The following is a 12,099-nucleotide window of genomic DNA, read 5'->3' as shown; positions in this document are numbered from 1 at the left end:
CTCAAAGCGCAATCTCCTGGAGCAATGTCAGAAGCTCGTCGTGGATGTGACCATTTGTGGCAATCTTCTGCAAATCGTCAAATTGCGAGTCGACACCCGCGATTGTCGTCACGCGCCCGTTTGCCGCTCGCACCAGCGGCATGGCCGCCGCGTGAGAGACGAGATCGGCCCTGGTCGAGACGAAGGCGTCGAGCTGGCCGGCCGCAATCCATGCCATTTCGAGTGCGCCCGAAACGACGATGCGGACGCCACGAACCACCGAACCAAGCCGCTCGACGATGGCGGCCGCCATCCGTACCTCGTCGGGCTGGAAGTTCGAGGTCAGAATGACCGACACGACGGCATCGGAAAGCGAGCGCGTATCTGACACCCTCGCCGGCACGCCGTTGATGGTCGCAAGCGCGCCGCGCACGTAGCGGCCGCTGATACCAGACAGCGGCGATTCGACTAGCCCGATCAGCGCTTCCCCGCCGTCGTGATAGGCCGCGCTGACCGAAAACCACGGCAGGCCGGCGGCGTAATTCACGGTGCCGTCGAGCGGGTCGATAATCCAGCGCGAAGCCGTCGGCGTGCCGCTAAAGCCCGCCTCCTCCGACAGGATTGCAGCGTCGGGTGTCAGCGCCCTCAGCCCGTCAATCACGATCTTTTCCGCGGCGAGATCCGCGTCAGTGACAATATCCCGCAATTCCTTGCGCGTGGTCGCGCGCGGCTCGCGCTGCATTTCGACCAGCGTCGCGGCTGCGCGGGTCACAATCGGTTCGGCACCGCGCATCAGCGCCATCATTTCGGTATCGACAGGCATTTCAGATCGCCTTTGGTCCTCGCGTCCCGTCCTCGACTACGAAGGTCGTAAGCCGCCGCACGCTGCTCTTGATGTCCTTGACGTCGTCTACCGCCTCGAAACCGACCCTGCAGGTCTTTTCGTCGAGCTCGACAGTGGCATAGCCACGCTTTTCGCCGCTCGCAAAGGCAAGATGCGGGTTCTCGGCGAGCGCTTTGCGTGTCGAGGCTTCGCCCGGCCCGTCCGAGGTAATGGACGTGCCGACGAATTCGGTCGCGACCGTCGGCTCGTCGGGACGCGTGAAATCGCGCTTCAGGCTGCCGGCATAGAAGGCATGGCGATCGCCGCCGATCACGATCGGGTTGCGCGTCTGGTGCGCGGCGAGCCCATCAAGCAGGCGACGGCGGGCATTGGGATAGCCGTCCCAGCCGTCCATCCAATAGTGGTCGCCGTCATCGGCGTCGCGACGGTCCTGCGCCATCAAGGTCTGCTGCGCGACGATGGTCCAGCGTGCACGACAATCAGACAGGCGGTCATCGAACCATTTTTCCTGAGCTCGCCCCAGCATGGTGCGCGCTTCCTCAATCCGCTCGGCACAGGGCGCGATCCAGGTCGGCCGCCCGCCATTCGTGCAGGCGGAGGCCGAACGATATTGCCGGTCATCGAGCAGCAACACGTCCATCACATCACCGAACCGGTAATGCTCGTAGATCGTGGCATCCGGCCCGCGCGGCCGTGCCGAGGGCGGCAACGGCATGTGCTCGTAATAGGCCTGGTAAGCGGCGGCCCGGATCTTCAGGAACTGCACGGAATCGTGCACCGTGTAGGAGCGGTCATTGGCGTAGTCATCCATGACCTCGTGGTCGTCCCAGATCGACAGAAACGGAAAGGCTGCGTGAGCCCCCTGCAGGTCGACGTCGGTCTTGTAGAGCGCATAACGATTGCGATATTCGGCCAGCGTCGTCGGAATTCCGACGCCGTGCTTGCGCACATGGCGCGATCCCCAGGATCGTTCGTAGATGTAGTCGCCGAGATGCACGACAAGATCGAGATCGCGCGTGGCCATATCGCGATAGGCGCTGAAAAAGCCCTGCTCGTATTGCTGGCAGGAAGCGAAGGCGAACCGGACGCGCGCCTTGCGCCCGGCCGGCGCGGTGCGCGTGCGCCCGACCGGGCTCACGGCCGTACCGGCGCGGAAGCGGTACCAGTAGACGCGATCGGGCTGCAGCCCCCTCGCCTCGGCATGCACGGAATGTGCGAGCTCGGACGTCGCGCGCTCGGTGCCACGTGCAACGACACGCGCAAACTTCTCATCCTCCGCGACCTGCCATTCCACTTCGACTGCCGTATCTGGCATGCCGCCGTCTTCGAGCGGCTGCGGCGCGAGACGCGTCCACAGGATGACGCGGTCCGCGCGCGGGCATCCAGAGGCGATCCCGAGCGTATAGGGATCGGAGCTGAAGGTGACGGGTGCGCCGCGCACGATGCCGCAGGGGGCCGCAAACGCGGCCCCCGCCAGCGATCCAACAAGAAAATGCCGGCGCGGAATTCCCGTCATGACGCAGCCGGCACCGCCGCGCGCCTGCGCCTGATGTCGACGGCGAGATCCGGCCGGTCGGTCGTGATCTGCCGCACCGGCTGGGCCAACCAGTAGTCGATATCCTCCGGCGTGTTGGTGACCCAGGCGCCGAGCCTGGAGGTGCCGAGGATGCCGAGCGCCAGCGGCAGTGCCGGCGTCAGCAGCGCCTTTTCGATCGCCACGATGCAGTCGCGGATCTTTGCGAGCCGTTCCAGCGCCGGTGCAATCCCGCCCATCATCTCCGCCGAGCGGCGGTCGAGCGACAGCAGCACCCGCGCATCTGGCGACAGCCGCCGCACCGTCTCGACCACCTCGGGCACGAAACAGGTGATGACCGCCCGTCGCTCGAGACCACGTCGCTTGATCTCCTCGATGATTTTCGCCTCGAGTCCCTGATAGGCGTTACCCAGCGCGTCGGTCTTGATCTCGATATGCAGTTCCAGCGCGGTTGAGGCATACACGTCGAGCACGGACGACAAGGTCGGGATGCACTCGTCACCGGCATCACGCAGCCGCGTCGAGGTCAGCCGGTTCAGGCTGCGCTCGCCGACCGGACCGGAATCATGCGTGGTGCGGTCGAGCAGGGGATCGTGGATGACGACGATCCCGCCGTCCGAGCTCTGGTGCACATCGAACTCGACCGCATCGACATCGAGGTCGCACAATCTGCGGAAGCCGAGCAGGCTGTTCTCGGGCCAAAGATCCCGCCCGCCCCGATGTCCGGCGATGAAAACCATTTTATCTCCTCACTTGCTGCTGTCGACCAACCCCTTCAGGAACCAGCGCTGCAACAGCAGGATCACGAGCGTCGGCGGCAGCATGGTCAGGAGCGCGCCGCTCATGGCGACGTTCCAGGCCGGCTCGCTGTCGGAGCGCGGGATGAGGTTCTTCAGGGCAATGACTGCTGTCGCCATGTCCTTGTCAGTCGTGAACAGCAGGGGCCAAAGATATTGATTCCAGCCAAACAGGAATAGGATAATCGCAAGTGCGACCATGTTCGGTACCGACAGCGGCAGCAGGATGCTCCAGAAGAAGCGCAGCGGCGAGGCACCGTCGAGCCGCGCCGCCTCGCAGAGTTCGTCGGGCACCGTCAGGAAGAACTGGCGAAACAGGAAGGTCGCTGTCGCAGAGGCAATCAACGGCAGGATCAGGCCGGGATAGGTATTGACCATGTTCCATTCGAGCGCGATCGTGACGTCGTGGCCGCTGATCCAGCGCCAGAGATCGGCAAGATGCAGGGTGTCGGCGAGCCATTGCAGCGGCAGCGCCGCGTTGGCCACCGCCTCGAAGGTCGGCACGATCCGCACCTCGATCGGAAGCATTAGCGAGACGAAGATCAGCCAGAACGCCAGCATCCGGAAGCGGAAGCGGAAATAAGTGATGGCGAAAGCGGAGAGCAGAGATACCGCTATCTTGCCCGCGGTGATGCCGAGCGCCACCACGACCGAGTTGACGAAGGTGCGGCTGAAATTCGCCTTCGCCCAGGCTGCCTGCAGATTGCTGAGGAACTGATCGCCCGGCAGCCAGGGTAGCGGCACCTTCTGCACCTCGGCGATCGAGAGCGAGCCCGCGACAAAGGCAAAATAGAGTGGCACGCACACGATCAACGCGCCCGCGATCAGGATCGCATGGCAGACAAAACTGAGGACAGGTGCGCGCTCGACCATCTCAGACCCCGTAGTTGACCTTGCGATCGAAATAGCGGAACTGCAGCAGCGTGCAGAGCAACGCAAAGCTCATCAGCAGCACCGACTGCGCGGCGGAGGAGCCGAGGTTGAGATTGACGAAGCCGTCGACATAGACCTTGTAGACGAGGATGTTGGTGGCGCCGGCCGGACCGCCCTTGGTGACGGCGTCGATGATCGCAAAGGTTTCGAAGAAGCCGTAGATGAAGTTCATCACGGCGAGGAAGAACACGGTCGGCCCGAGCATCGGCAGGCCGATCGAGACAAACCGCCGGATCGGGCCGGCACCGTCGACGGCCGCAGCCTCCATCAGCGAGACCGGCACGGCGAGTAAGCCCACCACCAGGAAGATGTAATCGTAGCAGATGTGCTTCCACGAGGCGGCCAGCGTCACCAGAAGCAGCGCGTGGTTTGGATTGAGGTTCGGATCCCAGGCGATTCCGAGCCCATGCAGAATCTGAGCGAGCGGCCCGACCGCCGGATTGAACAGAAAGGCCCAGAGAATGCCGGCGATCGCCGGCGCAATCGCATAGGGCAGGAGAATGATGGTGCGGTAGACCGAGCGGCCGCGGATGATGTGGTCGGTGGCAAAGGCAAGCACCAGCGCAACCAGCAGCGTCAGCGCGTTCTGCCCGACGGTGAACTGAAACGTCACCCACATCGACTGGCGGTATTCGCCGCTGGCGAACAATTCCGTGAAATTGTCGAGCCAGACGAACTGGACCGTGGTGCCGAAGGGATCGGACAGCAGCACCGATTGAGTCAATGCCCGCAGCGAAGGGATGAAGAAGAAGAACAGCAGGATCAAAAATTGCGGCAGCAGCAGCAAGGTCGGCAGGCCCGGCCCCTCGCCGAAATTCGCCCGCTTCAGCCCCGCCTCCTGCGCGGGCCGCGCTTTCTTCTTCCGCGACGCCGACGCCCGGCCGGCGCCGTGCGAAGTCGGTTCGGCCGACACTGCGGCGGAACGCGGTTGTGCAGCCACAGCCACGTCACGCCATGTCGCAGACGAACGCACGCCGTCAGCAGTCACTCGAGATTTTTCCCGGCATTGAGCTTCTCGAACTGACGGAGGATCTCGTTGCCACGCTTGACCGCGTCATCCATCGCCTGCTGCGGCTGCTTCTGACCTGAAAAGACCGCCTCCACCTCCTGGCGCTGCGCCAGCATGGTCTGCACGAAATTGCCGAAGCGGAAGCCGCGCGAGTTCTCGTTGGGCGTTCCGCGCGACAATTGCAGCACGGCGATCTCACGGGTCGGATGGTCCTTGTAATAGCCACGCTCGCGCGCCAGCTCGTAGGCGCGGTTGGTCGCTGGAACATAGCCGGTCGCGCCATGCCACCATACTTGGGTCTCCGGCTGGGCAACGAAGTTGAGGAACGCAGCCACCGCTTCGTAACGCTCCGGCGTGTGCCCCTTCAGCACCCAGATCGCGCCGCCGCCGATCGTGCTGTTGAGCGGTCGATCAATGTCGCTCTCATGCGGCAGGAACGTGGCGCTCCAGTTGATGGTGGCGTTGCGCTCGATATTGCCGTGTGATGCGGTCGAGTTGACGAAGGTCGAGCAGCGGCCGGAGGTGAAGAGCTGTTCCGGGCTAAACCCCTGCCCCGCAATCTGCATGATGCCATCGTCGAGCCACTTCTTTAAGCGAGCCACCTGCGAGACGACCTTGGTCCTGTTGTAGACGAACTCGGTACCGAGCCCGTCGAAGCCGTTGGCAAGCGTGCCATAGGGCTGGTTGTTGATGGCGCTGTAGTTCTCCAGGAGGCTCCAGTAGAAATCGCCGGGCAGCACGGTGCCGCATTCACTGATTCCCTTGGCCTTGATGGCATAGAGCTGCTTCTCCAGCTCCTGCCAGGTGTCGGCAGGCTTGTCGAAGCCCGCTTTCTGGAAATGATCCTTGTTGTACCAGAAGATCGGCGTCGAGGAGTTGAACGGCAGCGCCGACATCCTTCCCTTGTAGCTCCAGAAGCTCGCCACCGGCTTGATGAAATCGGCGAAATCGATCTTATAGCCCTGCTTCTCCAAGAGATCCTGCACCGGCACGACCGCCTCCGACAGCAGCATGGTCATGTAGCCGCGCTCGGCGATCTGCACCATTTCAGGCGGCCGCTTGGCGCGATAGGCGGCGATGACGCCGTTGGTCACCTCGTCGTAATTGCCCTTGGCAACCGCCACGACGGTGTATTTGTCCTGGGACTTGTTGAATTTATCGACCACCTCGTTGAGCCGGTCGCCCAGCACGCCACTCATCGCGTGCCACCACTGCACCTCTATACGCGCAGCCTTCGCCGAAGGCGCCAACGCCAAAACCGTGAACAAAACCGCCATGAATGTTGCGCGCTTCATGGATGGTCCTCCCTGTCAAAGCCCGGTCAACCGGCTGCCCCGGCGCCATTGATCATTTGTATTCTTATAATGACATATGTGTCGCGACGATGAAAGGGGCAGATTTGTTCCAGCGCGACGGTCTGTAACGTCGCGGCGACAGGCATGCGCCCTCGGCCGTATGGCGGCATCCGGTTGGGTTGCGATAAGGCGCGTCGTTGGCCGGGTATCAATCAAGAGGCGCGTGGCGTGGCCCGGGGCACTGCGCGGAAGAGCGACGGCCGGCGCTAAAAGCGATTCCGCCGCACCGCATATGATCTACTTTGGAAACAGCTTATCCCGGATGTAGCGCGAGGTCGGCGTAAGCCTGATCCCTCGCGGCTTTCGCCAGGCGACCTTGTCGATCTCCTTCTTGTCACCGATCTTCAATGGACCGGAAGCCTTCTTTGCAACGAAGATCGCGTCGCTCATCCTTCGACCGGTTTTCCGGTTCTTGCGCTTGACCTCTTTCCACAGTTTTACCGCCCCAAGCTTGAGCTTGGGCAGTTCTTCCTGGATTTCACGGTGAAGGCACTTCCTTTCGCTTTCCCCGTCCTGCTTGCGGCCGCCAGGAAACATCCAGAGCTTGTCACGCCGTCGCCTGACCAGCAGGACCCGCCCCTTCTTCGCCGCGATCAGTTTTGAAGCCTTCGTCATATTAGTCAGCCAACTCAATCAGGACCGGTTGATGATCGGACGCATCGGTCTTGCCGTTGACCTCGATGCGATCAATGCGGCCCACCAGATCCTCTGTCGCGAAAATGAAGTCGCGGCAATCGGGGCCGTGGGTCCATTGTGCGTGATCGTAGATTCCGCAGGTCGGTGCGCGGGGTCGATCCGACCGACCGGCAGTCCAGGCGTCGCGATAGTTGAGGCCCGGCCGGCCCGACCGGTCGATCAGCGCGTGCTGGGGATCGCTGACGTCAAAATTGAAATCGCCGCACATCAGGCTCGCGGCTGCGACGGTTTGGCTTTCGTAGGGCTCGTCGGGCTTCCCGGCAGGCGCCTTGGGGCTCGTCGAAGCATCCTCCTGCAAGTCCAGCAGGCGCATGATCTGCGCCTCGCGTTGAGCGACCGAATGAAATTCGAGATGGGTGTTGACAACGCGCAAAGTGCCGAAGGCGGCCGTGACCGTCACCTCCAGCGCATTGCGCCGCATGCTGCGCACGCTGCCCGCGCCCGGCCACGGCAGGATGTGATTGTTGATCTGCACGACCGGCAGGCGCGACAGGGTCATGTTGCCGAAACGATGCAACTGATCGGCTTGATCGACGGTTTCGATCGCCGGCCGGAATATCGGCGTGTAGCCCGGAAGCAGCGCCGCGAGTTCTGCGCTCTGATCCCCGCCGCCGTCGTACTTGGAGAAGTTCGAGCTCACCTCCTGGAAGCAGAAGACGTCCGCATCCAGGGTTTCCCTTGCGACGGCGACGATCCTTGCGAGATCGGTCACACCGTCGCAGCCCTTGCCGCACTGAATGTTCCAGGTGAGAAGTCGCATCAACGGATTCCTGCACGCATGAAGGATTGGACGAACTGTCGCTGGAAAAGCAGGAACGCGATCAAGAGCGGCGCCATGGTCATCACCGTTGCCGCCGTGATGACCGACCAATCCACGCCGGTCTCAGGTGCACCGAACACCGCGAGCCCCACGGTGAGTGGTCGCGCCTCTACCGAGTTGGTGACGATCAGCGGCCACAGAAAGTTGTTCCAGTGGTAGCTCACCGAGACGAGGCCAAAGGCCACATAGGTCGGACGCGCCAGCGGGACGTAGACCCGCCACAGAATTCCAAGCGGTCCCGCCCCTTCGACGCGGGCGGCCTCAACCAGCTCCTGCGGGACGCTCTTAAAAGTCTGTCGCAGCAGGAAGATACCGAAGGCGCTGGCAAGATAGGGCAGCGCGATCGCGGGGATGGTGTCCAGCAATCCGAGCTTGGCGATCGCCCGATAATTCTCGACAATCAACACGTCGGGCATGATCATCAATTGCAGCAGCACGAGCGCGAAGGCGATGCCGCTGCCCCTGAACCTGAAGCGCGCAAAAGCGTAGGCCGCCAGCGTCGACAGGATGAGCTGCCCGACCAGGACCAGGGTCACCAGGATGATCGTATTGAGGTAGTAGCGGGCAAATGGCGCCTGCTTCCAGGCCCGTGCAAAATTCTCCAGCGTCCAGGGCGCAGACAGACTGAACGACGTCGCATAGGCGGCCGGATGCAGCGCGCTCCAGAACGCATAGGCCAGCGGCGCGAGCCAGACCAAGGCCAGAAGCCAGGCTGCAACCGCCTCTACGGGATGCGTCCGGCCTCTCATTGATAGTGGATCCTGCGATCGAGATAGCCGAATTTTACAAGCGCAACCGCGCTCAGCAGGATCAGAAGCACCACGGTCAGCGTCGCAGCGTAGGACGCGTCCTGGAACGTGAAGGCGACCTCATAGATGTAGTAGAGCAACAGCGTGCTGGCGTTGTTGGGGCCGCCCTTGGTCATGATGACGAGATGATCGACCAGCTTGAACGAGTTGATGACAGCGTTGATCGCCACGAACAGCGTGGTCGGCATCAGCAGCGGGAACGTGATGCGGCGGAATATATACCAGCGGCTCGCGCCCTCGATCGAGGCAGCCTCGTCGAGATCGGGCGAGAGCTGCTGAAGGGCTGCGAGATAGAAGATCATGAAGAAGCCGGCTTCCTTCCAGATCACCATCACGACCAGGCAGCCCATCACGGTCGAAGGATCGCCGAGCCAATTCCAGCCGCCGAGACCGAACAGGCTGCGCAATTGGTCGAGCAACCCGTAATCCGGCGTGTAGAAGAACAGCCAGATGTTGGCGACCGCGATCATCGGCAGCACCGTCGGCGTGAAATAGGCCAGGCGCAGGAAGCCGCGGCCACGCATGTTGCGATTGACCCAGATCGCCATGATAAGCGCGAGCGCAATCGAGGTCGGGATGGTGCCAAGCGCGAACCAGAAATTGTTGACCAGCGCCTTCCAGAAGATCGGATCGGCCACCATGGCCTGATAGTTGTCGAGGCCGACGAAAGCTTCCGTGCCATTCCGCTTGGTGACGAACAGCGAGCGCCGGATCGTCGCCAGGATCGGATAATGGGTGAACCCGACCAGCAGGACCGCCGCCGGCAACAGCAGCAGCCAGGCGTTCACCGCATTCCACCACGCCTGCGATCCAGCGCGGCGCGGAGTGATCTTCGATGTGGCGGCGATCTCTGACATCCCTGAGCCGGCGGGATGGCGGCAAGCCGCCATCCTGCCGTTCCCCTTACTTGTAGGTGCGCAGCACGCGGTCAGCCTGTGCTTGCGCGGAAGCCAGCGCCTCCTGCGGCTTCTGCGAGCTGGTGATCGCGGCTTGGATCGCATCGTTCACGAACTTGTAGATGCGGCCATTCTCGTGCACCGAGAGCTCGGGCACTGCGTGCTCGAGCTGATCGCGCGCGACGGTCGCCTGCGGGAAGCCCTTGGCGTACTCCTCCATCGCCTTGGTCTTGTAGGCAGCCGGCGACACGGCGACATAACCGGTCTTCATGCTCCATTCCGCCGCACGCTCAGGCGCCGTCATCCACTGGATGAACTTGACGGCAGCCTTCTGCTGCTCGGGCGACGCGCTCTTGAAGATATAGAAGCTGCCGCCGCCGGTCGGCGAGCCCCGACGCTCCTTGGCCGGAAGCATGGCCACGCCAAACGGGAATTTTGCGGCGTCCTTGACGGCTGTGAGGTTACCCGTGGTGTGCCACATCATCGCCGTCTTGCCTTCGAGGAAGTCGGTGCGCAGCGTGGCCCAGTCGATGCTGCCGGCAGGCGCGACATTGTGCTTGCGCGACAGGTCGACCCAATAGTCGAGCGCCGCGACCGTCTTCGGCGCTGTCAGATAGACCTCGTTGCCAGGCTCGTTCATCATCTTCTGCCCGTTTTCGATGGCGAGGGCCTGGAGCATCCAGTAGCCATAGCCGGTCGAGGGGATTTCGACGCCCCAGCGCGTGGTGTTGCCGGAGGCGTCCTTCTTGATCAGCTTCTTCGACATCTCCACCATTTCGTCCCAGGACGCCGGTGCCTTCTCGGGATCAAGACCGGCCTCCTTGAAGGCGTCCTTGTTCCAGTACAGCACGATGGTGGAACGCTGGAACGGGATGCTCCAGGTCTTGCCGTCGATCTGCCCGTTCGCCATGAACGCCGGATAAAATTCCTTGAACCACGCCTTGTCGCTGACGAGGCCGTCGATCGGCACGATCGCGTTCTCGTCCATCAGCGTGAAGACGTCGGTGGACAGCAGCACCGACAGTTGCGGCGGCTGGCCGCCCTTCATGGCCGTCATCGCCTTGGTCATCGTGTCCGTGTAATTGCCGGCGTAGACGGCCGTGACCTTGATGTCCGCATTCTCCTTTTCGAAGCGGGAGACAATGTCGTCGATGATCTTGGTGACGGGACCTCCGACCGCGACCGGATAGTACATCGTCAAATCCACCGCGGCCGCCGGACGGGCACCCATGGACAGCGCAGCAAACGTGGCCGCCATCAACATTGTTCGTCGCGCAAACATCTTGTCAGTCTCCCTCGTTATGCTCTGCAGCCGCCGTGGCTATTGGCTGGATGCCAGCAGGCCCTCTTGCACGATGTTTTCCAGCCGGGTTTCCGAGCCAGGATCGAACCGGTGCTCGTGACCTGGATCCCAGGCGATCCTGATATCCTCGCCGGGCTGGACCTTGCTAAAGCCATCCAATCGAACCGAAATTGGCTGACCATCGATCTCGCACAGGACGATGCTGTCGGCACCGAGATGCTCGACGGCCTTGACGCGTGCACCGTGATCCCCACCCTGTACGATGCGGATGTGCTCCGGCCGGATGCCGATCAGGCGATCGCCCCGGCGCAGAAGATTCATCGGTGGTGTCCCGATGAACCGCGCCGTGAAAGCCGTGGCCGGACGATTGTAGAGCTCCTCCGGCGAGCCGTTCTGCTCGATGCGCCCGTCACGCATCAGCACGACACGGTCGGCCATCGTCATGGCTTCTGTCTGGTCATGGGTGACGTAAACCATCGTCATGCCGAGACGTTGTTGCAACGCGCGGATCTCGGTGCGCATCTCGTGCCGCAGCTTTGCGTCCAGATTTGAAAGCGGCTCGTCCATGAGGCAGACCCGCGCCTCCGCGATGATGGCGCGGCCGAGCGCCACGCGCTGGCGCTGACCGCCGGACAGTTGCGAGGGCTTGCGTTCCAGGAGGTGCGAAAGGCCAACGATGTCGGCCACCCGACGGAGCCGCTCGTCCCGCTCGGCGCGCGATACGCGCCGCACGCGCAGACCGAACACGATATTCTCGGCCACGCTCAAATGCGGAAACAGCGCATAGGACTGGAAGACCATGGAAATCTTCCGCTGCGCTGGGGAGAGGCGCGTTACATCCATACCGCCGATCGTGATCGTACCGCCATCGGGCTCTTCAAGACCCGCGATCAATCGAAGCGTGGTGGATTTGCCGCAACCAGAAGGTCCGAGCAGCACCAGCAGCGAGCCTTCCTCCGCCGTCAGACTTATATCGTCGACGGCTCGCATCGTCCCCCAGAACTTGGAGACGTGGCTCAGCGCGATAGCAGACATGATGTCATCGCTTTCGGCGGTGGTGATTTCAGCGGAATGCAGTCGTCACGCAAACGCGGCGCGTTTTGTGCGCGCGGAGCGGCCCAAGG

12 protein-coding genes are annotated in these 12,099 nt (G+C 62.6%); all 12 read right to left on the bottom strand.

Annotated features, from left to right (window positions below):
• Position 1: 1 nt before the first annotated feature.
• Positions 2 to 802, bottom strand: coding sequence for an inositol monophosphatase family protein (locus NLM25_RS17905; protein WP_254137860.1), 801 nt, complete (start codon positions 800 to 802; stop codon positions 2 to 4).
• A gap of 1 nt (position 803) precedes the next feature.
• Positions 804 to 2,339 (bottom strand): alkaline phosphatase, encoded by a 1,536-nt coding sequence (locus NLM25_RS17900; RefSeq protein ID WP_254137859.1) that lies wholly within the window; start codon positions 2,337 to 2,339, stop codon positions 804 to 806.
• Positions 2,336 to 3,097 carry a glycerophosphodiester phosphodiesterase family protein gene (locus NLM25_RS17895; protein ID WP_254137858.1) on the bottom strand — a complete coding sequence of 254 codons (762 nt, stop codon included), beginning with the start codon at positions 3,095 to 3,097 and terminating at the stop codon, positions 2,336 to 2,338. Before NLM25_RS17895 ends, NLM25_RS17900 begins: the two co-directional genes overlap by 4 nt.
• A gap of 9 nt (positions 3,098 to 3,106) precedes the next feature.
• On the bottom strand, positions 3,107 to 4,027 hold the full coding sequence (locus NLM25_RS17890) for an ABC transporter permease subunit (RefSeq protein ID WP_254137857.1): 921 nt from the start codon (positions 4,025 to 4,027) through the stop codon (positions 3,107 to 3,109).
• Between the two features lies 1 nt (position 4,028).
• The gene (locus NLM25_RS17885) at positions 4,029 to 4,916 is read right to left on the bottom strand and encodes an ABC transporter permease subunit (RefSeq protein ID WP_254141211.1); all 888 of its coding nucleotides are present in this window, start codon (positions 4,914 to 4,916) and stop codon (positions 4,029 to 4,031) included.
• Between the two features lie 155 nt (positions 4,917 to 5,071).
• Complete coding sequence (locus NLM25_RS17880; RefSeq protein WP_254137856.1) at positions 5,072 to 6,391, bottom strand: extracellular solute-binding protein; 1,320 nt, start codon at positions 6,389 to 6,391, stop codon at positions 5,072 to 5,074.
• A 297-nt stretch (positions 6,392 to 6,688) separates the two neighbouring features.
• On the bottom strand, positions 6,689 to 7,066 hold the full coding sequence (locus NLM25_RS17875) for an NUDIX hydrolase (RefSeq protein ID WP_254137855.1): 378 nt from the start codon (positions 7,064 to 7,066) through the stop codon (positions 6,689 to 6,691).
• Between the two features lies 1 nt (position 7,067).
• Positions 7,068 to 7,907 carry an endonuclease/exonuclease/phosphatase family protein gene (locus tag NLM25_RS17870; RefSeq protein WP_256570966.1) on the bottom strand — a complete coding sequence of 280 codons (840 nt, stop codon included), beginning with the start codon at positions 7,905 to 7,907 and terminating at the stop codon, positions 7,068 to 7,070.
• Positions 7,907 to 8,716, bottom strand: a complete 810-nt coding sequence (locus NLM25_RS17865; RefSeq protein WP_254137853.1) for a carbohydrate ABC transporter permease — start codon at positions 8,714 to 8,716, stop codon at positions 7,907 to 7,909. The genes NLM25_RS17870 and NLM25_RS17865 overlap by 1 nt, the downstream gene beginning before the upstream one ends.
• Positions 8,713 to 9,633 (bottom strand): carbohydrate ABC transporter permease, encoded by a 921-nt coding sequence (locus NLM25_RS17860; protein ID WP_254137852.1) that lies wholly within the window; start codon positions 9,631 to 9,633, stop codon positions 8,713 to 8,715. The genes NLM25_RS17865 and NLM25_RS17860 overlap by 4 nt, the downstream gene beginning before the upstream one ends.
• Before the next feature lie 46 nt (positions 9,634 to 9,679).
• Complete coding sequence (locus NLM25_RS17855; protein ID WP_254141210.1) at positions 9,680 to 10,936, bottom strand: ABC transporter substrate-binding protein; 1,257 nt, start codon at positions 10,934 to 10,936, stop codon at positions 9,680 to 9,682.
• Between the two features lie 57 nt (positions 10,937 to 10,993).
• Positions 10,994 to 12,010 (bottom strand): ABC transporter ATP-binding protein, encoded by a 1,017-nt coding sequence (locus NLM25_RS17850; protein WP_254118208.1) that lies wholly within the window; start codon positions 12,008 to 12,010, stop codon positions 10,994 to 10,996.
• Positions 12,011 to 12,099 lie beyond the last annotated feature (89 nt).

The organism is Bradyrhizobium sp. CCGB01 (genome assembly GCF_024199795.1).
Taxonomy (GTDB): Bacteria; Pseudomonadota; Alphaproteobacteria; order Rhizobiales; family Xanthobacteraceae; genus Bradyrhizobium.
This window is presented reverse-complemented; position numbering and strand designations above follow the sequence as displayed.

Excerpts from the sequence above, each read along its gene's own strand:
- NLM25_RS17895 (WP_254137858.1), bottom strand. The coding sequence starts at position 3,097 with ATGGTTTTCATCGCCGGACATCGGGGCGGGCGGGATCTTTGGCCCGAG.
- NLM25_RS17860 (WP_254137852.1), bottom strand. The coding sequence starts at position 9,633 with ATGTCAGAGATCGCCGCCACATCGAAGATCACTCCGCGCCGCGCTGGA.
- NLM25_RS17865 (WP_254137853.1), bottom strand. The coding sequence starts at position 8,716 with ATGAGAGGCCGGACGCATCCCGTAGAGGCGGTTGCAGCCTGGCTTCTG.
- NLM25_RS17850 (WP_254118208.1), bottom strand. The coding sequence starts at position 12,010 with ATGTCTGCTATCGCGCTGAGCCACGTCTCCAAGTTCTGGGGGACGATG.
- NLM25_RS17905 (WP_254137860.1), bottom strand. The coding sequence starts at position 802 with ATGCCTGTCGATACCGAAATGATGGCGCTGATGCGCGGTGCCGAACCG.
- NLM25_RS17875 (WP_254137855.1), bottom strand. The coding sequence starts at position 7,066 with ATGACGAAGGCTTCAAAACTGATCGCGGCGAAGAAGGGGCGGGTCCTG.
- NLM25_RS17880 (WP_254137856.1), bottom strand. The coding sequence starts at position 6,391 with ATGAAGCGCGCAACATTCATGGCGGTTTTGTTCACGGTTTTGGCGTTG.
- NLM25_RS17900 (WP_254137859.1), bottom strand. The coding sequence starts at position 2,339 with ATGACGGGAATTCCGCGCCGGCATTTTCTTGTTGGATCGCTGGCGGGG.
- NLM25_RS17890 (WP_254137857.1), bottom strand. The coding sequence starts at position 4,027 with ATGGTCGAGCGCGCACCTGTCCTCAGTTTTGTCTGCCATGCGATCCTG.
- NLM25_RS17870 (WP_256570966.1), bottom strand. The coding sequence starts at position 7,907 with ATGCGACTTCTCACCTGGAACATTCAGTGCGGCAAGGGCTGCGACGGT.
- NLM25_RS17855 (WP_254141210.1), bottom strand. The coding sequence starts at position 10,936 with ATGTTGATGGCGGCCACGTTTGCTGCGCTGTCCATGGGTGCCCGTCCG.